This is a genomic window from Sandaracinaceae bacterium, assembly GCA_020633055.1.
GTDB lineage: Bacteria > Myxococcota_A > Polyangia > Polyangiales > Houyiibacteriaceae > JADJJE01.
In genome coordinates, this window is sequence record JACKEJ010000008.1 from 505,801 (window position 1) to 527,723 (window position 21,923).

At 70.0% G+C, this 21,923-nt stretch carries 24 protein-coding genes; 19 read left to right on the forward strand and 5 right to left on the reverse strand.

Annotation, left to right across the window (positions count from 1 at the left end; translation table 11 throughout):
- Window positions 1-250: 250 nt before the first annotated feature.
- Together H6726_18925 and H6726_18930 are read left to right on the forward strand one after the other, a co-directional pair.
- Window positions 251-487 carry a hypothetical protein gene (locus H6726_18925; GenBank protein MCB9659729.1) on the forward strand — a complete coding sequence of 79 codons (237 nt, stop codon included), beginning with the start codon at window positions 251-253 and terminating at the stop codon, window positions 485-487.
- A 236-nt stretch (window positions 488-723) separates the two neighbouring features.
- Window positions 724-1,218, forward strand: a complete 495-nt coding sequence (locus tag H6726_18930) for a hypothetical protein (GenBank protein ID MCB9659730.1) — start codon at window positions 724-726, stop codon at window positions 1,216-1,218.
- Between the two features lie 33 nt (window positions 1,219-1,251).
- Here the strand turns inward: H6726_18930 and H6726_18935 are convergent, their stop codons facing one another.
- Window positions 1,252-2,031 carry a hypothetical protein gene (locus tag H6726_18935; GenBank protein MCB9659731.1) on the reverse strand — a complete coding sequence of 260 codons (780 nt, stop codon included), beginning with the start codon at window positions 2,029-2,031 and terminating at the stop codon, window positions 1,252-1,254.
- Here H6726_18935 and rnc point away from each other — a divergent pair.
- From rnc to rpmG, 7 genes are all read left to right on the forward strand, one after another.
- Window positions 2,023-2,931 carry a ribonuclease III gene (gene rnc / locus H6726_18940; protein MCB9659732.1) on the forward strand — a complete coding sequence of 303 codons (909 nt, stop codon included), beginning with the start codon at window positions 2,023-2,025 and terminating at the stop codon, window positions 2,929-2,931. The two genes, H6726_18935 and rnc, sit on opposite strands and share 9 nt — an antisense overlap.
- 71 nt (window positions 2,932-3,002) lie before the next feature.
- Complete coding sequence (locus H6726_18945; GenBank protein ID MCB9659733.1) at window positions 3,003-3,938, forward strand: DUF882 domain-containing protein; 936 nt, start codon at window positions 3,003-3,005, stop codon at window positions 3,936-3,938.
- A gap of 34 nt (window positions 3,939-3,972) precedes the next feature.
- The gene (locus tag H6726_18950; GenBank protein MCB9659734.1) at window positions 3,973-6,129 is read left to right on the forward strand and encodes a protein kinase; all 2,157 of its coding nucleotides are present in this window, start codon (window positions 3,973-3,975) and stop codon (window positions 6,127-6,129) included.
- Window positions 6,130-6,232: 103 nt separating this feature from the next.
- On the forward strand, window positions 6,233-6,628 hold the full coding sequence (locus tag H6726_18955) for a hypothetical protein (protein ID MCB9659735.1): 396 nt from the start codon (window positions 6,233-6,235) through the stop codon (window positions 6,626-6,628).
- Complete coding sequence (locus H6726_18960) at window positions 6,621-7,991, forward strand: flavin monoamine oxidase family protein (protein MCB9659736.1); 1,371 nt, start codon at window positions 6,621-6,623, stop codon at window positions 7,989-7,991. The genes H6726_18955 and H6726_18960 overlap by 8 nt, the downstream gene beginning before the upstream one ends.
- Window positions 7,988-9,352: an MFS transporter gene (locus tag H6726_18965; GenBank protein ID MCB9659737.1), complete on the forward strand. Its 1,365-nt coding sequence runs from the start codon at window positions 7,988-7,990 to the stop codon at window positions 9,350-9,352. The genes H6726_18960 and H6726_18965 overlap by 4 nt, the downstream gene beginning before the upstream one ends.
- A gap of 66 nt (window positions 9,353-9,418) precedes the next feature.
- Window positions 9,419-9,580 carry a 50S ribosomal protein L33 gene (gene rpmG, locus H6726_18970; GenBank protein MCB9659738.1) on the forward strand — a complete coding sequence of 54 codons (162 nt, stop codon included), beginning with the start codon at window positions 9,419-9,421 and terminating at the stop codon, window positions 9,578-9,580.
- A 116-nt stretch (window positions 9,581-9,696) separates the two neighbouring features.
- On the opposite strand, the gene H6726_18975 is transcribed toward rpmG, so the two are convergent.
- The 3 genes from H6726_18975 to H6726_18985 all read right to left on the reverse strand — a co-directional run bounded on the left by H6726_18975 (window position 9,697) and on the right by H6726_18985 (window position 11,653).
- Window positions 9,697-10,299 carry a cupin domain-containing protein gene (locus H6726_18975; protein MCB9659739.1) on the reverse strand — a complete coding sequence of 201 codons (603 nt, stop codon included), beginning with the start codon at window positions 10,297-10,299 and terminating at the stop codon, window positions 9,697-9,699.
- A complete protein-coding gene (locus H6726_18980) occupies window positions 10,296-10,841 on the reverse strand; it encodes a sigma-70 family RNA polymerase sigma factor (protein ID MCB9659740.1) in 546 nt (181 codons plus the stop codon). The genes H6726_18975 and H6726_18980 overlap by 4 nt, the downstream gene beginning before the upstream one ends.
- Before the next feature lie 218 nt (window positions 10,842-11,059).
- Window positions 11,060-11,653 (reverse strand): HAD family hydrolase, encoded by a 594-nt coding sequence (locus H6726_18985; GenBank protein MCB9659741.1) that lies wholly within the window; start codon window positions 11,651-11,653, stop codon window positions 11,060-11,062.
- Window positions 11,654-11,766: 113 nt separating this feature from the next.
- On the opposite strand from H6726_18985, the gene H6726_18990 reads away from it, so the two are divergent.
- The 10 genes from H6726_18990 (at window position 11,767) to H6726_19035 (ending at window position 21,468) form a co-directional block, all read left to right on the forward strand.
- A complete protein-coding gene (locus H6726_18990) occupies window positions 11,767-12,531 on the forward strand; it encodes a hypothetical protein (GenBank protein ID MCB9659742.1) in 765 nt (254 codons plus the stop codon).
- Window positions 12,532-12,850: 319 nt separating this feature from the next.
- Window positions 12,851-14,455, forward strand: a complete 1,605-nt coding sequence (locus H6726_18995) for a hypothetical protein (protein ID MCB9659743.1) — start codon at window positions 12,851-12,853, stop codon at window positions 14,453-14,455.
- A 2-nt stretch (window positions 14,456-14,457) separates the two neighbouring features.
- Window positions 14,458-14,847, forward strand: a complete 390-nt coding sequence (locus H6726_19000) for a hypothetical protein (GenBank protein MCB9659744.1) — start codon at window positions 14,458-14,460, stop codon at window positions 14,845-14,847.
- 103 nt (window positions 14,848-14,950) lie between these two features.
- Entirely contained in the window at window positions 14,951-15,787 is an 837-nt protein-coding gene (locus tag H6726_19005) for an SDR family NAD(P)-dependent oxidoreductase (protein ID MCB9659745.1), read from the forward strand.
- Window positions 15,788-15,911: 124 nt separating this feature from the next.
- Complete coding sequence (locus H6726_19010; protein ID MCB9659746.1) at window positions 15,912-17,804, forward strand: hypothetical protein; 1,893 nt, start codon at window positions 15,912-15,914, stop codon at window positions 17,802-17,804.
- Between the two features lie 121 nt (window positions 17,805-17,925).
- Window positions 17,926-18,534: a GTP cyclohydrolase II gene (gene ribA, locus H6726_19015; protein MCB9659747.1), complete on the forward strand. Its 609-nt coding sequence runs from the start codon at window positions 17,926-17,928 to the stop codon at window positions 18,532-18,534.
- A gap of 139 nt (window positions 18,535-18,673) precedes the next feature.
- Window positions 18,674-19,072: a hypothetical protein gene (locus H6726_19020; GenBank protein MCB9659748.1), complete on the forward strand. Its 399-nt coding sequence runs from the start codon at window positions 18,674-18,676 to the stop codon at window positions 19,070-19,072.
- A 10-nt stretch (window positions 19,073-19,082) separates the two neighbouring features.
- Window positions 19,083-19,880: a PspA/IM30 family protein gene (locus H6726_19025; protein MCB9659749.1), complete on the forward strand. Its 798-nt coding sequence runs from the start codon at window positions 19,083-19,085 to the stop codon at window positions 19,878-19,880.
- Window positions 19,881-19,956: 76 nt separating this feature from the next.
- Entirely contained in the window at window positions 19,957-20,217 is a 261-nt protein-coding gene (locus tag H6726_19030) for a zinc ribbon domain-containing protein (GenBank protein MCB9659750.1), read from the forward strand.
- 15 nt (window positions 20,218-20,232) lie between these two features.
- Window positions 20,233-21,468 (forward strand): MFS transporter, encoded by a 1,236-nt coding sequence (locus H6726_19035; GenBank protein MCB9659751.1) that lies wholly within the window; start codon window positions 20,233-20,235, stop codon window positions 21,466-21,468.
- Between the two features lie 9 nt (window positions 21,469-21,477).
- Here the strand turns inward: H6726_19035 and H6726_19040 are convergent, their stop codons facing one another.
- Window positions 21,478-21,741 carry a hypothetical protein gene (locus H6726_19040; GenBank protein ID MCB9659752.1) on the reverse strand — a complete coding sequence of 88 codons (264 nt, stop codon included), beginning with the start codon at window positions 21,739-21,741 and terminating at the stop codon, window positions 21,478-21,480.
- Window positions 21,742-21,923 lie beyond the last annotated feature (182 nt).

Consider the following 21,923-nt stretch of genomic DNA (forward strand, 5'->3'; position numbering starts at 1 on the left):
GCACCAGACCTCAGAAGGGACGTTTCTGAGATGGGGGCCTAACCGCCCCGAGGTTCGCTGTCCCGATTCCTCGAAAGGATTCACACCGTCGTGGGGCACGAGGCCCAATCGGGTCAGAGGGAATGGAGCGTACGGGGACGTAGTGCTCACCCCGTCACCCTAAAGACCGAGATCCCGTGTGTAAAGCCCGGTTCTGGCCTTCCTTGCATTTCCTCTGAACCGCGGCTCGGAATGTGCAACAAAGCGGGGGATGTCCGACCACAGAGCGACCGTCCAAGCGGCACAGCGCGCGTTCGACGCCGGCGACTTCCACGAGGTGCGACGCTTGGTCGGTCCGCTGGCCAACGACACCGAGGCCGACGCTGAGACGATGCGCGAGGCCCTGTCCTTACTGGGCAAGGTCTCGGCCGACCCCGCCCAGTACGTCGTACTCGGGCTCTCCCTGCTGTTCTTCCTCCTGGCCACCTGGCGGTTCGCGCTCTCATGACCCACCCCTCGCCCCCTCGCACCTCCTGGCCGTCCGGCGCCTCGGCACCGCTCTCCTCGCGCGCCTCGGCTGCGTCGCAGCGGCCCCACGAGGGGCGCGCCAGCGTGTCTCGCGGCGCGCGCCTCGCCCTCCGTCTCGGCCTGTGCTTGACGCTCTGCGCGGGCGCGGGCGCGGGTTGTAAGGGCGGTCCCGGCGCCAGCGAGCCCATCGGTGCCCGACACGCCGCGCAGAGGCTGATGCCGCTCGCCGAAGGCAACGTCTGGACGTACGACGCCTACGACCAAGACGGCCACGGGCCCACCATCGCGGGCATCCAGGTGACCCGCGGAACCGGCGGCGAGTTCACGGTGGCGTCGCTGTTCGCGCGGGACTCGCGCGAAACCTACCAGCTGCGCCCCGAGGGCATCTACCTGCCCGACAGTGGCGGGTGGCTGCTGCGCGAGCCCGTCACCGTCGGCGCGCGTTGGCCCAGCCGCAATGGCCGTGAGGCGCAGGTGGTCGACACGGACGTGCGCATCACCACCCCGCGAGGCACGTTCGAAGCCTGCGTCCAGGTGAACGAAGACGGGGGCGAGATGGAGATCCACGTGGAGACCGTCTACTGCACGGACGTCGGCGTCGTCGCCACGCGCAGCAGCATGACGTCCAACATGACCGGCCTGACGGTCACGCAGCGCGCGGAGCTGCGCGAGTACGTGGTGGGTGGTTCCGAGGAGGAATCCGAGGAGTAGGCTCGCCTCCCACGGTTCGAGGGCGACCTGGCGTCACTCCAGGCGCCCGAAGACCACGGGCGTGGTGACGACCCAGTCCGAGTAGCGCCCGTACCACCCGTAGCCCGTGGCGTTGCCTTCTCCGTCGGTGGTCACCAGCAGCGTACCCTCGCCGTAGCCGCCCCCGCTTCCGTCCGGGCGCGTGTCGTCCTGGTGCCCGAAGCTGGTGGCGTCCGCCGCGCGAAACACGTACGCATCCGGCCACTCGGGCACGGGCACGGGTCGAGACAGCAGGAAGCCCACATGACCCGTCGCGCCCGGTCCCCAATCGAGGGGCCTCCGCCACGCAAAGACGTCGCCGGGACGCCCCTCGGCCACGTGGGCCAGCCGCCGGAACCCACGGCGAGCGCGCGTCGTCGGCGCACGCTCGATCGCCTGCACGTAGCTGCGGGCGACCGGTCGTGGACTCGCGAGGCCCCGCAGGGCCACACGCGCCTCGCGCGCGAGGATCCAGCTGACCATCCCGGAACAGTCCCACGCGTACTCGCCGCGCGACTCGCGCACCCGCGTCCGGTGCTGGTAGCGGGTGCTGACGAGCCGGTGCCGGATGTCTGAAAGGCGTGCCACCACCCGCTGGCCGGCGAGGCTCGCCGCAGGCTCGGCAGTGTCGAGCGCGAGCGGTGTGCGAGGCCGCGCACGGCGTGGCGCGGGGACCACCGAGGCAGGGAGGGTCTCGGGCGGGACGCTGGCCCGAGCGGGGAGGGCCGACTCGTCCACGAACCCCGACCCGATCACGGACACCACCAACAGCGTGCGCCAACACCAATGACGCACCCGCGCGCCCCTCCCCCTCGGCAAGGCTCGGCGCTGGACTCGACGGGACATCGCGCGCATGAACACGTGGAACACTCTAACGCTTCCCTCCCCGTGAGCCACGCCTCCACACCTCCCGAGAGCCCACCAGCCAGTGCACCGGCGAGCCCCGATCCGATCGCCGCGCTGACGCGGCGGCTGGGCTACGGCTTCCGCGACACGCGCCTCTTGCACGAGGCGCTGACCCACCGCTCGTACCACAACGAGCGCAAGCAGCGGGCGCCACGCCACAACGAGCGCCTCGAGTTCCTCGGAGACGCGGTCCTGGGTGCCAGCGTGACCGCCATGCTCTTCGAGCGCCTGCCGGACGTACGGGAAGGGGAGCTCACGCGGAGGCGCGCCGAGCTCGTCTGCGAGGCAGGTCTGGCGGAGCTGGCGGACGAACTCGGGCTGGGCGAGGCGCTCCTGCTCGGTCGGGGCGAGGAGCGCAGTGGCGGGCGCCGCAAGCCGCGGCTGCTCGCGAGCGGCGTCGAGGCGCTGGTGGGCGCCGTCCACCAAGACGGCGGCTTCGAGGCGGCGGTCGCATTGGTGCAGCGCCTCTTGGGGCCGCGCCTGGGGGAGACGCGCGGCGAGCGCGACCACAAGACGACGTTCCAAGAGTGGGCCCAGCGACACCACGGGCTGACCCCTCGCTACGAGCTGCTCGACACCGACGGGCCGGACCACGCGCGGAGCTTTCGCGTCGCCCTCTACCTCGGCGAGCAGGCCTACACATCGGGCGAGGGCCGGAGCAAGACGGAGGCCGAACAGGACGCCGCGCGCGCCGCGCTGGTGCTCGCCGTGGAGCTCGCGAAGAGCGGCGCATCGAGCCCGACGGAGCGTGCCGACACGGGCGCGCGCGACGTCGCTGACAAGCTGTAGGAGCGCGTGAAAGCCGCGCGCGATGCACGCGAGGCTCGCTATGGCCGCGCGCCTGCGACATCATGGGGCCGATGCTCTCCGTCCGACGAAGACTCGCGCCGGTCTCGTTCGCGCTCGCCTTGCTTGGGCTGAGCGGCGGGCTGTGCGGAGTCTTGCTGGACGACGCTGCGGCGCAGCGACGGGCCGCGAGCAGCACGCGTTCGCGGAGCTCCGGGCGTAGCGCGATGAGCACCAGCATGACCCGCTCGCGCGCAGGTCGAAGCGCGATGAGCACCAGCATGACCCACTCGAGCACGGGCTCGCGCAACCGACGCAGCAACAGCTCAGCACGTGCCTCTGCCGCGTACCGTCGACAGGTCGCCCGCTGGCACGAGCCCGCACCGAGCGACGCGGTCGCCCAGTGGGCCAGTCACAGCCCCGCACCACTGGTGTTCCGCCCCGTGCGCTACCCCGGACACTACAGCCTGGTGCCCGACGCGACCGGTCTCTTCTCGGCCTACCAACTGCGAGCCGCGCGCAAGGCCTTCTCCTACCGCGACGCCCTCTCGCACGACGTCCACCCGGCGTTGATGGAGCGCGCCTACCGCATCGTGCGCGAGTTTCGGGTGCCCTACCTCTGGCTCATCAGCGGCTACCGCGACACGCGCAGCACCAGCCGGCACAGCCAGGGCCGCGCCATGGACATCGTGGCGCCGGGCGTGAGCAACACCCAGCTGGCGCGGTTCGCCCGGACCTTCGGCTACACCGGGGTGGGCGAGTACCCCCAGAGCGGCTTCGTACACATCGACGTGAGGTCGCGGAGCTACTTCTGGGTGGACCGCTCGGCGCCTGGGGCGCGTTCGCGGGAACGTCAGGTGCGGCGCGGCGAGGCACACCAAGCAGACCACCGAGCGCGCGCGCGCGGCGAGCTCCCCGTCGAGGACGACGCAGGCGGCGACACGGCCGACGCGACGGGCGAGCAGCCCGCCTCGGAGCTGCTCGACGCCGCCGTACCCGGCGGGTCATGAAGGCAAGCGCTGCGGCGCACGTTACACTCCTTCCGTGAGCGCACCCCAAGACGACCGCATCGCCGAGCTGGCCCGACGCGGAGACCACCGCGAAGCCGCAGCGCTGGCGCTGGCCTCGGGCGACCCGCTGCGCGCCGCGGCGCTCTTTGCCGAGGTGTGGGACTGGAGCGCGGCGCGCCGCGCTGCCGAGCGCGCCGGCGAACCCGCGCTGGCCTACCGCTATGCGGTGTCGTCCAACGACGCGGCGAGCATCGCGCAAGCGCTCGCCGTGTTGCTCGGAGACGACACCCATGCCGAGGCCGCGGCGGCCCACGCCCGTGAACGTGGGCGGCACCACGACGCGGCGCGACTGCTGGAAGCGAGCGGACGGCTCGCGGAGGCCGCGGACGCGTTCGTGACCGCTGGGGATCTCTTCGACGCCGCCCGCTGCCACGAGGCGCTGGGCGGCTACCGCGAGGCCGGCAAGCTGTACGAGCGCCGCCTGAAGGAGGCCCCCGAGGACGCGCGCGCGGCGCTCCGCCTGGCCCGTATCTTGGCGAGCTTCGGACGCTACAAGCCCGCGGTCGCCGCGCTGCAGAGCGCCGAGAGGGACCCCGAGCACGCTCCGGGCGCGCTGCGCATGATGGTGGCGTGCTTCGCGGCCCTGCAGCTCGACGAGGCCGCGGGACGCTGCCTCGAGCGGCTGCGAACGCTCGAACCCGCGGTGCCCGTGTCTGTGCGCGAGTACCTCGAACGCGCGTATGGACACGACGACGGCTTGCTCGCGCTGCAGCGCGAGAGCGTACGGGCTGAGCTGCTCGCGGGCCGCTACCAGCCGCTCGAGCCGTTGGGGTCTGGCGCCACGGGGCGCGTGCTGCGCGCCAGGGACACGTTCTACGACCGTGACGTCGCCGTGAAGGTGCTCAGCGTGGGGGGTGGGGAGCGTGGTCGCGACGCGTACGCCCGCTTCGCGCGGGAGGCGCGCATCGCGACCGCGCTCGACCACCCCAACATCGTTCGCGTGCTGGAGTTCCACCCGAACGGGCCGTTCTTGGTGATGGAGCTGATGGGCGGGGGGACGCTCGAGCGACGCCTCGTCAGCGCGGGGACGCGCCTGCCGTTGCCCGTGGTAGCGCACGTGCTGAGGTCGCTCACGGCGGCGCTCGGGGCCGTGCACCAGCGCGGCGTCACGCATCGAGACGTGAAGCCCGCCAACGTGTTCTTCGGCGACACCGGGGAGGTCAAGCTCGGGGACTTCGGGGCCTCGCACCTGGCGGACCTCAGCGCGACGCTGACCTCGGCCATGGTCGGCACCGTGGCCTACATGGCCCCGGAGCAGGTCACGGGTGGAGGCCGTCCGAGCGCCGCCACCGACCTCTACGCGCTCGGGGTGGTCGCGTTCCAGATGCTGACGGGCCGGCTGCCGTTCGAGGGCCCGGACTTCGTGACGCAGCACCTGAGCGAGGCGCCGCCGCTCGTCTCCACCTGCGCGCCAGTGCTCGGCACGCAGTTCGACGCCTTGCTCGGGGCCATGCTCGAGAAGGACCCACACGCTCGCGTCCAGGACGCGAACACGCTGCACGCACGGCTGGACGAACTCACGTGGGTAGACCCTGACCAGGACGCCCTCTCGTTGGCGGCGGCTGGTCTCGGTGGCGGCGCTCTGATCAGCGGTGCCACCCAAGGTACCCCCGCGCACGCGGCGAGCGACCGACTCGCCGAGGGCGGACACACGGCGGTTGGGCAGGGAGATCCTTTGGCACCCGACGGGCGCTTCGTGCCGCTGCCCGACGCACCGGGCAGCGCGACCGACGCCGGCGTGACCCTGATGCTCGACACGCTGGTGGACCGTCAGGTGCAATTCGTTCACGTCGACGCGGCGCGGGCGCGCGCGTTGGTGGCCTTCGCCGGCGCGGACCACCCGCACCTGCAAGCCGTCTTCGACGTCGACGCGACCCGCGGACAGGCCGTGCTCGAGTGGCCGCTCGGGACCCCCGCGCTCACGGGCGAGCTCAGCAGGCTCGACCGACTGCGCGTCAAGCGCGAGCTCGAGGGTGCGCTGGCGGCGCTGCATGCGCGGGGGCTCGCGCATGGGCAGGTGGACGCCGCGCACGTCCGCGTGGGACCCGGCCGCGCCGTGCTGCTGCTTCCGTCGTCCACCGGCGGTGACGCAGCCGACGATCGCCAAGCGCTGGAGCTCCTCTTCGCCTGACACGCCCGTCACGGTGGCTCGCGCTCGTGTGCCCGTGCCGGCTGCGGTACAGTCCCTCGTGTAGCGCTCCCCTCGTCCGAAGCCCCTGGCCGTCTGGATCCACATGAGCCAACCCACCACCGACCCCAGCCCCGCGCAGGACGCCCGAGACCCTGACGACAGGGTGCGTGACGACGAGGCGGCGGAGCCCGTGCTCCCCGGCGACGAGCGACGCGGCATCGGCGAGTGGGCCATCGTGCTCGTCCTCGTCGCGCTCATCGTGGGCGTCGCCTGGTCGCAGTTCGGACCCCTGTTCGACACGTCCACGGCAGGCTCCGACGGCGCACCGCCGCCACAGGGTCTCACCGTCGAGGGCGAAGGCGAGGGCGTGGGTGTCGTCGTCGGTGGGACCGCGATGTCACACCTCGTCGACCCGGGACCTGGCGCGACGGAGCCCTCCGACGAGCGCGACACGCAAGGCGCGCACGACGCCCATGGCGCGGGGACCCCCGATGAGTAGCGCGGATCACGACGCCGACCTGGTGGTCGTCGGTGCGGGGCTGTCGGGGCTGTGCGCGGCCAGGCGCGCCGCGAACGCGGGCGCCAGGGTACGTGTCCTCGAAGCGCGGGACCGGGTGGGCGGGCGCACGTGGTCGCGCGACATCGGGGGTGCCACGTTCGATGTGGGTGGCCAGTGGATCGGCCCCGGCCAGCACCGCCTCGCTGCGCTCACCCGGGAGCTCGGCATTCGAACCTTTCCCACCTTCGACGACGGCAAGAAGGTGCTGGACATGAACGGGCGCATCTCCGAGTACCGCAGCCAGATCCCCAGCATCTCGATCCCGGCGCTGCTGCAGATGCAGGCGGCGCTGACGCTGCTCGACCGCCAGCAGAAGTTGGTTCCGGCACGCGACCCGCTGAGCGCCGCGAACGCGGGCGAGCTCGATCGGGCCACGCTCGACTCGTTCCGTCGCAAGTTCGTGAAGCTCGAGAGCGTCAACGGGCTGCTCGACGTCGCGGTGCGCGTCATCTTCGGCGCCGAGCCGGGCGAGCTGGGCCTGCTCTATTTCCTAGCCTACTTGAACGCTGGCGGCGGGCTCCTGAAGCTGGCCGAGATCCGCGGAGGAGCCCAGCAGGACCGCTTCGTGGAGGGCGCGCAGAGCGTGTCGACGCGCCTCGCGGCCACGCTGGGAGACGCGCTCACCCTGGAGGCGCCGGTCACTCGCGTCGTCCACACGCCGGCGGGCGTCGAGGTCCACAGCGCCCAGGGACGGGTGCGCGCAGAGCGCTGCATCGTCGCCGTGCCACCTGCATTGGCGGGGCGCATCGCGTACGACCCCGCGCTGCCCGGACGCCGCGACCAGCTCACCCAACGCGTCCCGATGGGCAACACGGTGAAGGTGCTCTGCCGCTACCCGCAGGCGTTCTGGCGTGAGCGCGGCTACTCGGGCGAGGTGGTCAGCACGCAGGGCCCGATGAGCGTCGTGTTCGACAACACGTCACACGACGGCGCCGTGCCGATGCTCTTGGGGTTCGTGGTGGCCAAGCACGCGCGCACGTGGTCCGAGCAGACGCCCACGCAGCGACGCGGGCTCGTGACGGACGCGCTGGTCCGCTACTTCGGCAAGGACGCGGCCGACATCGAGGAGCTGGTCGAGCAAGACTGGTCCACCGAGCCCTTCAGTCGTGGGTGCCCCGTCGGCATCATGGGGCCGGGGACGTACAGCGCGTGCGGTGACGCCCTGCGCGCCCCGGTCGGGCGCATCCACTGGGCGGGAACGGAGACCGCGACCGAGTGGACGGGTTACCTGGAAGGCGCCATCCAAGCCGGGGAGCGGGCCGCCGACGAGGTGCTCGCGCGGTTGGGCAGCCGCACCCCATGAGCCCGAGCGCCCCGGGCGGGGACCATGGCGACCGCGGGGGGCTGCCGGACGCGGACGAGAGCGGCTCTGGGACGGGCGCAGAGGACCACGGGGCGCTGCCTGTCGCCGGCCTCGCCACGCTGCTGGCGCTCTACTTCGTGCAGGGGCTGCCCTACGGCTTTCAGACGGTGGCGGTGCCCGTGATCCTGATCGAGCGTGGGGTCGGCATCGAGTCCATCACCCTGCTCGGGGTGGGGTTGGGGCTCCCGTGGATGCTCAAGCTACTGTGGGCCCCATGGGTGGACACGCTGTACTGGCCAGCGATCGGTCGCCGCCGCTCGTGGCTCCTCCCCATGCAGGCCGGCCTGGCGCTCGCGTGCGCCGCGCTCGCCGTGGTTGGCATCGACGGGCCGCTGCCGTTGGTCATCACGCTGGTGCTGGGTATGAGCGTCTTCAGCGCGACGATGGACATCGCGGTGGACGGCTACGCCATCGACCTCCTCGAGGAACGGCACCTGGGGTACGGCAACATCGCTCAAGTGGTCGGCGCCAAAATCGGCATGCTGGTGGGGGGCGGGCTGCTGCTCAGTCAGGTCGGTCTCTTTGGATATCGCGGCGTGTTCACGGCCATGTGCGGGTGCGTGCTGACGGTGCTCGCGTGGACGGCGGTGCGACCCGAGCCCGAGGGCCGCCAGGCGGTTTCGCGCAGCGCGCCCGAGGACACCGCGCGGGGGTCGCTGTGGGAGACGGCGCGACCGGTGCGGGAGGCGCTGCAGCGAGCGCTCGCCCGACCAGACGCGCGCGCCCTGCTGCTGTTCGTCTTCACCTACAAGGCCGGCGAGTCCATGGCCGACGCGCTCTTCAAGCCGTTCTTGGTAGAGTCGCTGGGCTACGCCACGGAGGACATCGGGCGCATCGTCGGCACGTGGGGCATGCTCTTCTCCCTGATGGGGTCGTTCATGGGTGGCCTGGCGGCGAGCCACATGAGGCTGCTGCGCGCCCTGACCCTCTTCACCGCGCTACGCGCCCTCCCCGTGGCTGCCGAGTGGTGGCTGGTCGCTGGGTTCAGCGCGGACCCACGGCACGTGCTCGTCATCACGTGCGCGGAACACTTCTTCGGAGGGGCACTGACCACCGCCACCTTCGCGTTCATGATGTCGCGCGTCGACGCGCGCATCGGCGCGTCACACTACACCCTGCTCGCCACGCTGGAGGTGCTGGGCAAGGTCATCGTATCCGCCCCCACAGGGTTCCTGGCCGCGCGCTTCGGGTACGCGGCCGTCTTCGGCCTGGGCACGGTGCTCTCGTTTCTGTTCCTGGGCGCGCTGATCCCCCTCTGGCGCGCCGAGCCGCCGCAGGACGGCTCTCCCAGCGTGTTCTGACTGCCCAGATCTCCCTTGACCGGGCCCTCGCGAGCGCTACACTCGCCGGCCTTCCCGAGGATCCCCATGCGTGATTTGATCAAATTGAGCTGTGAAGAGTGCGGTCGCGACAACTACACGACCGACAAGAACAAGCGCACGATGCCCGAGAAGTTCAAGATCTCGAAGTTCTGCGGCAAGTGCCGAAAGCACACGTCGCACAAGGAAGGCAAGATCAGCAAGGGCTGATCCGGCGCGGCGCCTCCTCGCACGCGCAGAGCCTCCCGGCCCCCAGGGGTCGGTCCATCGTTCGCCATGTCCGCTCTGTTTCGGCTCACGCCCGAGACGGAGCGTTGTGCTTTCCGTCACAGCTCGGGCGACTCTGGCCCCATGACCACGTCGCCGATCTTGACCCCACGGTGGACCACGGCCAGGTACAGCAGGTCGGTCCCGCCAGCGAGCGCGGTCAGCGCGTGGCTGCTTCCGCCGGGGCGGGTCACGACGTCCCCTGGCCCGGCTTCGACGCCGGTCTGCAGCTCGACGTAGCGACCCTGAAGGATGAGCACATGCTCCTCGCCCAGGTGCTCGTGCTCTGGAAAGGTGACCCCTGGCGCCACGCGGACGAAGCCCGTCACCGCGTCGGCCACGGCCGGGCCCCCCTCGACGTGGCAGAGCGAGATGTCGAGGTCGGGGAACGGGCCTGGCACGAATGCTCCATGCGCGTCGATGCCGTCGAGGAGCCCCTGCGCACGCGTGACGTCCACGTCCAGCAGCCGCGCGACCGGCTCGGCGAAGCGGGCGAGGCGCCCCGCGAGGGGCGCGCGCAGCAGCTGCTCACGTAGACCGCTCGGGGGGGAGCAGCGCACGCCCTCCGCCATCAGCGCGAGGAGCTCACCGCTGAGCAGGTCCTCCTCTCCGTCGGGCGCGAGGGCCCCGTCGGGCGGCTGGGATGGCGATGAGCGGCTCATGCGTCGCCCCCATGTAGCTCGGAACGCAAGGCGCGCAGCCCGGCGGCGGCCCGCGACTTGACCGTGCCTTGGGGGATGTCCAGCAACACGGCGATCTCGCGCGTGCTGAGGCCACGGAAGTACGCGAGCTCCAACACGGCGCGCGGCCCCTCGTCCAGCTGCCCCAGGCGGTGGCGCAGACGCGCGTCGTCCAGCTGGGTGTCGGGCCCGGGCGCCGGGTGTGTCCGCTCGGGGTCGTCTCCGTTGGTCAGGCGCTCGCGACGCACGCGCGCCGACCGCACGCGATCCAGGGCTCTCGAGCGGGCGCGCATCAGCAGCCAGCCGCGGACGCTGCCTCGCCGTGGATCGTAGTCGCCCGCGCGCTCGAGGACCTCCACGAACACGTCGTGCAGGAGGTCCTGCGCCTCACTGGGTTGGCGCAGGATGGTCATGAGCACCCCATAGACGACCTCACCGTGCGCGTCGTAGAGACACGCGAGAGCTTCCCGGTCGCCGCGCGCCACCCGGCACAGCGCGTCGACCTCGAGCGAGTCGTCGGGCATCGGAGGATGATGCCGTCGGTGCCCACGGAGAGCAACCGGCGACGCGTCGGCGAAGACCGCCAAATGACGAACACTGCGTGCATGGTGGGGGACGAGTTCGTTCACACGATGAGCCGATGGGCGCGAAGACGGGCGTGCTCACCGCCGCAGCGCGAGCCAGCCCCGAGGGGTCGTAGGGTCTCGTTCGACGCGCTCGCATGCGAGCGCGTCACAGAACGCTACGAGACAGTCCCCTGTTCGGATCGCAGGTCACTCGCGATGCGCAGCGCTCCCACTTCGTGCCGCCAGTCGCGCTTGTCCACCACGCGGACGTCGCGCACGGGATGGAGCCACGAGACGTAGGTGCGTAGCTCGCCCAGCTCGTCGTCGTCCATGGCGCCAGTGAAAGGGCGGACCTGGATGATGTTGTCGACGCTCAGGCAGAGGCGGTGGGGCAGGTCGTCGACGAACAGGATGCGCGCAGGATCGTACCCCAGCAGCTCCAGCTGACGGATGTCCTTGAGCAGGTCGAAGCGGCGCGTAGTCGGGTGCGTGGCGATCGAGCAGTGCTCGCGGGACCAGATGAAGCGAAAGCGAGAGACGTCGGTGAACCGAGAGAGGACCGCCGCAGCGTACGCTGCCGTGCTCGCGGTCCAGATGCCCACCTCGAAGTGTGCGAACGCATCGTCCAAGAACGCACGCACCCCGGGGCGCTCGTAGACGTGATAGCCGAGCACCTCGTGATCGGGCTCGCGCTCCAGGCGCGAGGGGCTCGAATGGACGAGCGTCTCGTCCAAGTCCAGCACCAGCAGTGTTTGGGTCAGTGTCTCCACCTCGGCTCTCACGCTATCGCAGCCAGGCGACGAGATCCACCACCCGAGCACAAGAATTGTAGCCCGGCGCGTGCCTCATGCGCGGTCGCCAGGTGCGGAGTATGCTCCGCGCCGTGTCCCCATCCCCCGAGCCCCCGGCCGCCAACCTGGCACGTCTCGTGCGCGCGCTGGTCGTCTCCGCGGCGGCCTGCGCCACAGGGTGCATCTCACCCGCCCCGCTGCTCAGCGGGGGCGCCACCACCCCGCAGAGCCGCGTGGACGCAGCGCTTGGGGGAGCCGCGCGCATCCCTACCGGCGACCTGCGCGGCGTCGCCCCAGCGCGAGGTGATCAGGCCCTGCAGCGCTCTGCGCTGGGGGAGGGCGTCGCGCCGGTCGCGGTGGCCCGCTACGGCATCAACCACCACACCGACGCGGAGCTCGCCGTGATCGGACCCAGCGCGCGCCTGTCCTATCGGCACGAGTGGCTGCTCGCCGACGGCATCAACCGCACGGTCTGGCTGGTGAGCCCATCGTTCCTGCTGGGCAAGGCCTACGACCGCGACCCCGACCCTGCACGTGGCGGCGTGCGCGCCAGCGTCGAGCTGCCGCTGCTCTACAGCGCCGACTACGGCGGCGTGTACGAGACGTGGGTCGGGCCGCGCGTGGGGATGGACTACGTGATGGGCGCGTTCCGCACGGAGAGCGGCACGTCGGACGTGCGGGCCACGGGCATCCGCGCGGGCGCGGTGCTCGGGTTCGCGGCGGGGTTTCGGCGCATCCACGCGATGATCGAGCTCAGCGCGGCCTACGAGCGCTGGTGGATGCACGCCAACGGCGAGCGCCGCAACCGCGGCGGGTTCGTGTTGATCCCCGCGTTCGCTCTGCGCGTCCGGCTGTGAGCGTCACGCCGCAGATTGTCGCACATCGCTTGTAGCTGATTGTCAGAACAGCTAAGTTGTGCGCCTCTTCGCAGGAGGATTGCAATGGGTCAGACTAGACCGCAGGTGAACCAAGCCCCCCCCCCGAGTAGGACAACACAACCCTCGAACGAGGACGCAAGCTAGGTTCGCATCGCTTGTGGTGTGCCTCGTGTACGGATGCGGCGACGGTGGGGTTGACGATAGCCGGCATACCGCCTCCACAAGTGACGGCGGCGTGGGTGTCCACGACGCGGCAAACGTCGGCACGGGCTCGCCTGTCCCGACGAGCCCCGATGACGTGTCGGACCTCCCGCCAGAGCAGCAAGCCCAAGTGGCAGAGTTGCGAGCGTGGGGCTTGGCCCACTTGGGCGAGCCCGTGGTCATCGTGTTCCAAGGCATCGAGACAAGAGGTGTGGTCACGGCCTTGGGGGTCGACGTGTTCGGGGACCTGCTGGCCTTGTGGCGCAACATCGTCACGGACGAGCGGACGTACTTGAAGGAGCCTGACGCCCCCGACCCACGGCCGAAATCGGTCATCGTCAGTGAGGAGCTGCTGTACTGGCCGAATGACATCGTGCCATGGGACGTAGGGCAGTGGGCCGGTACGACGACGGGAGCGAACATCGAACTAGCGATTGCCTCCTGGCAGGGCGTGTCCGGCATCCAATTCGTGCGCCGGACCAACGAGTCCGACTACCTGCTGTTTGGCGACTCGGGCGAGAACAACCGCTGCAGGTCCACCGCGGTCGGACGAGCAGGAGGACCCCAGTGGGTGCTCCTGAGGGCAAGCGGCCCGTGCAGCATCAACCCAGCGATCGCCCACGAGCTCGGGCATGCGATCGGTCACTTTCATGCGCATCAGCGCACGGACGCTGTGCTCACACCATCGAGCGTACTGGGCTGCCGCAACAACGCGACCAGCTTCGCCCAGTGCGGCGTGGGTCAATGCCAGGAGACGGGTGGTGACGACTGCGGCTGCCATGGGTTAACCGGAAACGACTTCATCAAGTGCATCGACGGACACTGGGAGTGGAAGCCGGTCACGGGGTTCGGAATCCAATACGTTGGCGCATGGGACCAGAACTCACTGATGCACTACATCCCAACCGCGTTCTCGCGAGATCTACGCAACGTCTTCACTCTGCAGCCCGGGGCAAACCCCGGTCAGTCTATCTCGACGCTGGACGCCGCTACAACGCGGTCCATGTACGTGCGCTGGAACGACAGCTTCGAGCGAAACCGTGCGCGACCGGGCAACACCTACCAGGTCTGGACCGATGTGCGCCCGGTGGGTGGCACATCGGGCGACGCGCCAGTAGAGCGCTGCAACCAGCGCTGCGCCATCGCATCGAGCTGCATGGCGTACGAGGTGGTGAACGTGGGGAGCGGCTCCGAGTGCCGGCTCAAGAACGCAGTGGGGAACTCCGTCCCGCAGACAGGGGCGGTCACCGCGATCGTGCGCCCGGGGTACGAGGTGGGCTACGACCGCTGGGGCTCCGATCTGGGCTCGCTGACCGTCAACAGCGCCGAGGTCTGCCGCCAGTGGTGCGTCGGCATCACGGACTGCGCGAGCTTCACGTTCGTATCGGGCCAGAACCGATGCTACCTCAAGACGGGCACGCCCGCGCCCACGCAAACGTGCACGTCGTGCACGTCGGGCCTCGTGCGGACCGGCGGGCGGGAGTACGGCGTCGACCGCCCGGGGGGAGACTACAACGTGTTCCCTATGGACTACCCAGAACCGGGGATGTGTCAGAGGGCTTGCGCAGCCAACACACAGTGCCGGACCTGGGCGTACGCAGACCCCTCTTTGTACCCAGCTGACCGGCGCGCGCGCTGCTGGCTGAAGAGTAGCTTGCGTCCGGTACAGAGCGTGCTCGGCGTCGTGAGCGGGGTGCTCTAACCATGAGACACTCCCTCAGCTTGGTGGCAACGGCGTGCTTCGTGCTTGGTTGCGGTCAGCACCACGCTCCGCGGCCGGACGCAGGCGTCGACCAAGGAACCGGAATGGACGGGAGCAGCGACGCCCCGACAACCATCTGTGACTTCCTCATCACCGACGCCCAACCCTGCCCCAGCGACTGCTTGACGATCGCGGGCTTGGTGCTCGCGCCGGAGGACAGCTGCGTGAGCATTGTGGACCGCGACTACGTTTGGTGCGCGACGCGCGGACCCATCCAGTCATTCACAGGCGCGTGCTACGTGCTCGCAGACGGTGCGCGCGTCGTCGTCGACTGGACACCGACGAATCTCCCCAGCGAGGAATACTGCTTCCCTCCGAACTGCGTCCCCTAACGCACGACGTGGACGGGACCAGCCGAGGTCCCGCCACGCCAGCGTTCTCAGCAGCACCCCGGCCCTGTTGACTCATGTTCAATAGCGGTCTAGGCTTGCGTTCATGAAGAACCTCAAGGGCAAGGTCGCGGTCATCACGGGTGCTGCGTCGGGTATCGGTCGCAGCTTGGCGCTCCGCCTGGCGGGCGAAGGCGCACGGCTGGCGCTGAGCGACGTGCAGGAGGACGGACTGGCCGAGACGGCGCGCCTGGCACGCGCGGCGGGGGCGGCCGAGGTGCACACCGAACGCCTGGACGTCGCCGACAAGGAGGCGTTCTTCGCCTACGCCGAGCGCGTGGCCGCCCACTTCGGGGCCGTGCACCTCGTGTTCAACAACGCGGGCGTCGCGCTGGGGGCAACCGTGCGGGAGATGGAACTGAAGGACATCGAGTGGTTGATGGGCATCAACTTCTGGGGTGTGGTCTACGGCACCAAGGCCTTCCTGCCGCACCTGGAGCGCGCAGGCGAGGGGCACATCGTCAACGTGTCGAGCGTGTTCGGCATCATCGGCGTGCCCACACAGAGCGCCTACAACGCGTCCAAGTTCGCGGTGCGCGGCTTCACCGAGGCGCTGCGGCAGGAGCTCGAGATCGAGGGCAGCAAGATCAGCTGCAGCTGCGTGCACCCCGGCGGAATCAAGACCAACATCGCCCGCAACGCGCGCATGAGTGCGAAGGGTGCGCTGGGCAAGGACAAGCAGACGTCGGCCGACCAGTTCGACAAGATCGCACGCACCACGGCCGACGAGGCTGCGCGGGTCATCCTCGAGGGGGTGAAGGCCAACAAGCGGCGCATCCTGATCGGCGCGGACGCCTACGCCATCGACCGCGTGCAGCGCTCGTTCCCGACGCTGTACCAAAAGGCGCTGGCCATCGCGACCAAGTTCGGCGCCAGCGCATAGCCGCACCCCCGTGGGCGACCCACGGAGATTCGCGGGTGTCGGCCGCGGGACCAGACCCGGCGGTGTCGCGCGTCGACGCCCCGCGGCACCTTGACGCCTGGGCGCCGCCGGTGTCGGATGGCGCATGTCGCGCGAAGCCCCGCCCCGTGAAGCCCCAGCGCCCGCTCTCGAGCGACCCGCGCCCGAACGCGAGCCGCACAGCGCCGTGTGGTTGATGCTGCCGTTGGTCGCGCTGTGCCTGCCCTTCGCGTACCGCGTCGCGACGGGCACCCGTGTGAACCGCGTGTTCGAGCTGGGCTTCCGGCAGCGCGCGCTCGGCGACGTGTGGCTCGTGTGTGCGCTGGTGGGCGCCTTGGTGCTGGTGGGCTGCATGGTGGCACGGCGGCGCGGTCACCACGTGTGGGCCGCGCTGGACGTCGTGGCCGGATCGCTGCCCTGGTTCGTGTCGCTGGCCGCCCAGAGCACGAGCCTCCGGGCGAGCCCGCCGTTCGACGACCGAGACGTGCCCCTGTGGGGCCTGGGAGAGCCCGAGGAGGCGCTGGTCGCCACGTACTACATGCACGAAGCCCGCGCGATCGGCGCGTTGACGGCCGCCTGCCTGTGGGCTGCCGCAGCCACGGTGTGGCTGGCGGCGCGCGCCGACCGACCGCACGCGCGCGGCGCCGCGCTGGGGATCGTCACGCTGCCGGTGTGGGGAGTCGTCTATGGCTTCCCAGCCGAGGCTGGCCCCATGCCGGCGTTGGCCGCCGCGTTCTTCACGGGACTCGTGGCTTTCGCGGGTACCCAGCGCTCGCCCGAAGCCCGGGAGGGCGCGCGCACCGCCATCGTGTTGGGGACGCTGACGGTGCTCGCCGTGTGGGTCGCGACGGCCTGCTACACGGTCGTGGGCGTGCAGACGGTCTTCCAGGCCGGCCTGCTCACGAAGCATCGCGTGGTGTTCGACACCCTGAGCGCCGCGCGGCTCGGCGCCCTCGTCGCGCTCGTGCCCGCGGCGCTGGGGATGCGCTGGTTGGTCCGACCGGGAGACGCGCGCGTTGGCGGGCCCGCGAACGTCGCGCTGATCTTGGCGTTCGTGGGTGTGCTGGGGATGGACCGCGTGGGGACTCGGCTGTCGCTCGCGCGCGCCACGCCGGATCCGTGGCCGCCATGGGCGTCCGTCGACGTGACGCCTGTCCCCGTGGGGGACGCATGGATCGACCGAGGCCGCCGCGCCGCGCGCTTCATCCTGACCGACGCCGGCGTGCTCGACCCGTCCGGCCAGCTGGTGGCACGCTACGCCGACACCGAGGCGCTGAGCCGCGCCCTCGTGAGCGCACCCCTCGCGCAGCAACACGACGCACCGGAGGTTCCCGGGCCTGTCCCGAACACGTCGCCGCGCCCAGGGGAAGTCGAGCTGGGCGAGCGGATGGCCATCGTGGCGCTCGACGTGCCCGCGGAGCGGCGAGCCCTGTGTCCGGGGCGCGCCCTGCGTGTCCTGGTGGACCGCTCGCTCGAGATGGCGGACCTGCGTACGTTCGTGCAGGTGGCGACCGAAGCCGGCGTGGTCGAGCTGGACGTCGTGGGGCCGCGCGCGCTCGACGCGGACACGAAGCTGACGCTGCAGCGCGCCCTCGAGGCGAGCGGCCTCACGGGGGTGCTTCCGCTGGGTGGTGACGAGCTGAGCTACATCACGGCGCTGAGCGCCCTGCCAGCGACAGGGGTGCCGGCCATGGACGCCGTGCGGCTCGCGGTGGGCGGCGGGACCGGCCTCATGCCGTGTGCCTGCTGGCGCGCACAGGTGTGGGGAACCGAGGACGCCGAGGCCGTGCCCACCGAGGGCCAGGAGGATGACCGCGCGCTCGGCGAGCAGCTCAACGAGGCCCCACCTGAACACGACCGCTGGGGCCTGCCGCCAGTTCCCCCAGCGCCTCTGTGGCTGGATCCGGACCGGGATGTAACGTCGTTCGTGCTCCAAGCGACATCCCATCAGCGAGACAACCGAGCCTTCATGTGGACCCTCGACCCACCCGCTCCTTGACCCTCGGCCTGACCCTCCTACATTTCCCTCCCCCGACCGCAGAGCGCAACACTTCATGTCCCGCGCGACCGCACGCACGAACAGCCTGGCTCGCTCCGTGAGCCCCGTCCGCAACGCCCAGATGGCCCCACACGAACGCCCCCGCCTCGAGCGCTTTGCCGACGCGCAGCTGCCCACCGAGTACGGCGAGCTGCGCTGCGTGGTGTTCGCGGACAAGGCGACCGGGCTCGAGCACGTGGCGCTCTACACCGGGGACATCGCCGAGAGCGCGGGCCTGCTCACGCGCGTGCACAGCGAGTGCCTGACGGGCGAGGTGTTCCACTCGCTCAAGTGCGACTGCCGCGAGCAGCTGGACCTGGCGCTGCGGCGCGTGGGAGACGCCGGCCAGGGGCTGGTGCTGTACCTGCGCCAAGAAGGGCGCGGCATCGGGCTGGGCAACAAGATCCGGGCCTACGCCAAGCAGGACGAGGGCTACGACACCGTGGACGCCAACCGCGTGCTGGGCTTCGACGACGACCTGCGCCGCTACGACATCGCGGCGGCCATGCTCGCCGACCTGGGGGTGCGCTCCGTGCGCCTGATGACCAACAACCCCGAGAAGGTCAGCGGCCTCGAAGCCGAGGGTGTCATGGTGACCGAGCGCGTGGACCACGTGGTGGAGGCGCACGAGCACAATCGGGACTACCTGGCGACCAAGCGCGCGCGCATGGGGCACCTGCTGGACGAGTAGCCGGGTCCGTGGGCCTCGGCGCGCTGTGGGCCGATGCCTGGAGCGGGCAACGGGAGACCTACGGAGCCCGTGAGCCGGGCGGTCCACCAGTGAATCTTGGGAACGATCGCCAAGGGCGCTGTGGTAGCCTGACGGCCGGATGCGAACCCGAGATGACATCGAAGCGTATTTGGTCCGCTCCCAGCTGCCGTACCGCGAGCTGGGCGATGAAGGCACCATGTGGCTCGTGCGCGACCCTGACTGGGGCGAGCACGTGGTCGTCAACCTAGCCGGCCCGTTGGTCATCTTCCGCATGAAGGTCACCACGCTGGACGCCATCGAGCGGACCGAAGAGTTCTTCGCCACGCTGCTGGAGATGAACGCCCGCGACATGATCCATGGCGCCTACGGAATCACCGACGGCGTGGTGGTGTTGACCTGTACGTTGCGCGCCGAAAACCTCGACTACAATGAGTTCCAGGGGACGTTCGATGACTTCTCGCTGGCCCTCTCCAATCACCTCGACACCCTTCGCGGGTTCGCCAAGTCCAATAGCTAAGGGGTAGACCGTGGGCTTCTTCGGCAGAATGGCGACGCTCATCAAGAGCAACATCAACGACCTCATCAGCAAATCCGAAGACCCGGAGAAGATGCTGAACCAGGTCATCGTGGACATGAACACGCAGCTGGTGGAGGCGAAGAAGCAGGTCGCCGTCGCCATCGCGGACGAGAAGCGGCTTCAGAAGCAGCTCCAGAACGAGACCAGCGTCGCCGAGGAGTGGCAGCGCAAAGCCATGCTGGCCATCCGCGCCGGCGACGACGAGCTCGCCAAAGAGGCGCTGCTCCGCAAGAAAGAGCACGACCAGCTGGGCGCTACGTTCCAGGACCAGTGGCAGAAGCAGAAGAACGCCACCGACCAGCTCAAGCTCGCCCTGCGCGCGCTGAACAACAAGATCGAAGAAGCCAAGCGCAAGAAGAACGTGCTCATCGCGCAGCAGCGTCGCGCTGTGGCCATGAAGTCCATCCAAGAGACCATGAGCGGTCTCTCCGAGACCAGCGCCTTCGACACGTTCGACCGCATGGCCGAGAAGATCAACCAGCTGGAGGCCGAGGCCGAAGCTGGCGCCGAGCTGTCCGAGGAGTACTCGGGCGACGTGCTCAAGCACAAGTTCAGCAAGCTGGAAGCCACCAGCGGCGCCGACGCCGACCTCGAGGCCCTCAAGCAGCAGATGGGGCTCATCCCGGCGGCAGAGGTCGCTCCCGTGCGCGTCGAGGCCGACGTCGCCCCAGAAGAAGCCGAGCTCTCCGACGAAGAGATGGTGGAGCTGGAAGCCGCGCTGGAAGAGCTTAAGGCCCGCGAGGCCTGAGTTCACGCTGCGGCGTGGGCGGCACGGCTTGACAGGCGCGCATTCGGGCGCAATTTCCGCAGCGGAGATTCCCCCGATGCCGACCTACGACTACGTCTGCGACGCCTGCGGTCAATCGTTTGAGCGCGAACAGCGCATCACCGAAGACGCCATCAAGAAGTGCCTCAAGTGCGGCAAGCTGAAGGCGCGTCGCATGATCTCGGGCGGCAGCTTCATCCTCAAGGGGGGCGGCTGGGAGTCGGACCTGTACTCCGGCTCCAGCAACCGCAAGGCGAGCGCCAGCGGCGACGGCGACTCCAGCGCCTCAAGCGCAGCCAGCGCACCTGCAGACGACTGAGCGCGGACCGCGTTCATGACTGACACGGTCGCCCGCCCCGCGCAGCCAACCCGCGAGCGGCTGGCCACCCCGGTCTTTGCCCAGCTGCTGCTGACACAGGCGCTGTTTGGCCTGGGCTGGTGCATGTTCCTGGTGATCCCCAAGTTCGCCGTTCAGCGGTTCGCCGCGGACCCGGTGCAGGTGGGCTGGGTGACGTCCGTCCCCGGCATCGCCATCGTGCTGAGCATCCCCCTGGTGACCCGGCACATCGACCGCTTCCCCGCGCGCTGGTTCATGAGCGGCGGGAGCTTGCTGGTGGTGCTGGCCGCCCTCGGCACCGCCACGGTGCCCGTGCTCGACTGGCGCCTGTACGTGTTCCAGGCCCTGCAGGGGCTCGGGTTTGTGTTCTGCTTCAACGCGGGAGCCGCCATGGCGGCAGACCTCGCGCCCCCGTCCAGCTTGGGCCGCGCCATGTCGTGGTTCGGCGCGTCCAACCTCAGCATGAACGGGGTGGCGCCGTTCATCGGGGAGCTGCTGCTGCCCGACTACGGCTGGCGCGGAGCCTACCTCTTTGCCGCTAGCGCCGCCGCGCTCGCCATGTTGGTCGCGCTGCGGCTGCCCCGCCAGACGCGCCCAGAGCGGCAGGCGACCGACCTGGTGGCGCGCGCCGGGACGTGGGGCTTCGTGACCTGGCCGCTAGCGCGCGTGGCTATCAGCTCCACCCTGAGCGCGTTTGGCTTCATGGCGGTCATGGCGTTCTACCAACCCTTCGCGCTGTCCGAAGGGGTGGTGCAGGTGCGCGACTACTTCTTTGGGTTTGTGCTCATGGCGCTCGGGGTGCGCTTTGGCATGGGCGGCATCTCCGATTGGGCTGGCAGCCACCGCGTCGCGCGGACCGCGCAGATCGCCTACATCATCCCGCCGCTGGCGTTGGCCTGGCTTGGCCCGGAACACCTGTTCATCGTGGGGTCGCTGCACGGGCTGGTGCATGGCGCGCACTTCCCCGCGATGAGCGCGCTCGCCGTCGAACGGGTGGACCCGCACGCCCGAGGCCGCGCGCTGACCCTCTTGGTGGGCGCCTTCAACGGCGGCACCAGCTTGGCCAGCCACGCCCTAGGGCCCGTGGCCAAGGCGTGGTCCTTTGAGGCCGCCTTCGTGGTGGGCGCCGTGATCGCAGGGCTCGGCGCGCTGACGCTCGGCAAGGCTCTCCCCCCAAGCGTCAGCCGGACACCCGCGTCACGTAGCGAGTCGACCGCTGCGGGAGACCTCTAGCGGCCGGGGCTAGTCCTCCGGGAGCAGGTCCACCAGGCGGCCGAGGATGACGGTGTCGTCCTCCGCCGAGACCGCGGGCACGACGGGCTCGTTAGTCAACACGCTGAGCGCGTCGATGAGCGCCTTGCGCATCTCGTCGCAGTTGGCAAAGCGGTCCTCACGCTTCTTGGCCAGGGCGCGCAAGACGATGGCGTCCAGCATGCCCGGCACGCCCGCGCGGACTTCGCTGGGCGCGGGCGGGGTCTCGGCCAGGAGCCTCTCGAACAGCTTCACGGGGGCCTACCCGTATTCGGGATGTGTAGAGCGTGGCCCCGCTTCGTCCCCCTCGACGACGCTCGCGAACAGGCAGATTATCCGGCCATGAAACCCAACCTGCTGCTCTCGTTGCTTTTGATTTCGTGTGTGGCGTCTTGTGGAGGCGCCGCGCCGCCGGTCGAGGACCCGGCCAACGCGCC

What these genes read in the sequence shown, in the direction of transcription:
- H6726_18925 (MCB9659729.1), top strand. Translation starts at nt 251, where the DNA reads ATGTCCGACCACAGAGCGACCGTCCAAGCGGCACAGCGCGCGTTCGAC.
- H6726_18930 (MCB9659730.1), top strand. Translation starts at nt 724, where the DNA reads ATGCCGCTCGCCGAAGGCAACGTCTGGACGTACGACGCCTACGACCAA.
- rnc (MCB9659732.1), top strand. Translation starts at nt 2,023, where the DNA reads ATGACGCACCCGCGCGCCCCTCCCCCTCGGCAAGGCTCGGCGCTGGAC.
- H6726_18945 (MCB9659733.1), top strand. Translation starts at nt 3,003, where the DNA reads ATGCTCTCCGTCCGACGAAGACTCGCGCCGGTCTCGTTCGCGCTCGCC.
- H6726_18955 (MCB9659735.1), top strand. Translation starts at nt 6,233, where the DNA reads ATGAGCCAACCCACCACCGACCCCAGCCCCGCGCAGGACGCCCGAGAC.
- H6726_18960 (MCB9659736.1), top strand. Translation starts at nt 6,621, where the DNA reads ATGAGTAGCGCGGATCACGACGCCGACCTGGTGGTCGTCGGTGCGGGG.
- H6726_18965 (MCB9659737.1), top strand. Translation starts at nt 7,988, where the DNA reads ATGAGCCCGAGCGCCCCGGGCGGGGACCATGGCGACCGCGGGGGGCTG.
- rpmG (MCB9659738.1), top strand. Translation starts at nt 9,419, where the DNA reads ATGCGTGATTTGATCAAATTGAGCTGTGAAGAGTGCGGTCGCGACAAC.
- H6726_18975 (MCB9659739.1), bottom strand. Translation starts at nt 10,299, where the DNA reads ATGAGCCGCTCATCGCCATCCCAGCCGCCCGACGGGGCCCTCGCGCCC.
- H6726_18980 (MCB9659740.1), bottom strand. Translation starts at nt 10,841, where the DNA reads ATGCCCGACGACTCGCTCGAGGTCGACGCGCTGTGCCGGGTGGCGCGC.
- H6726_19000 (MCB9659744.1), top strand. Translation starts at nt 14,458, where the DNA reads ATGAGACACTCCCTCAGCTTGGTGGCAACGGCGTGCTTCGTGCTTGGT.
- H6726_19005 (MCB9659745.1), top strand. Translation starts at nt 14,951, where the DNA reads ATGAAGAACCTCAAGGGCAAGGTCGCGGTCATCACGGGTGCTGCGTCG.
- H6726_19010 (MCB9659746.1), top strand. Translation starts at nt 15,912, where the DNA reads ATGTCGCGCGAAGCCCCGCCCCGTGAAGCCCCAGCGCCCGCTCTCGAG.
- ribA (MCB9659747.1), top strand. Translation starts at nt 17,926, where the DNA reads ATGGCCCCACACGAACGCCCCCGCCTCGAGCGCTTTGCCGACGCGCAG.
- H6726_19020 (MCB9659748.1), top strand. Translation starts at nt 18,674, where the DNA reads ATGCGAACCCGAGATGACATCGAAGCGTATTTGGTCCGCTCCCAGCTG.
- H6726_19030 (MCB9659750.1), top strand. Translation starts at nt 19,957, where the DNA reads ATGCCGACCTACGACTACGTCTGCGACGCCTGCGGTCAATCGTTTGAG.
- H6726_19035 (MCB9659751.1), top strand. Translation starts at nt 20,233, where the DNA reads ATGACTGACACGGTCGCCCGCCCCGCGCAGCCAACCCGCGAGCGGCTG.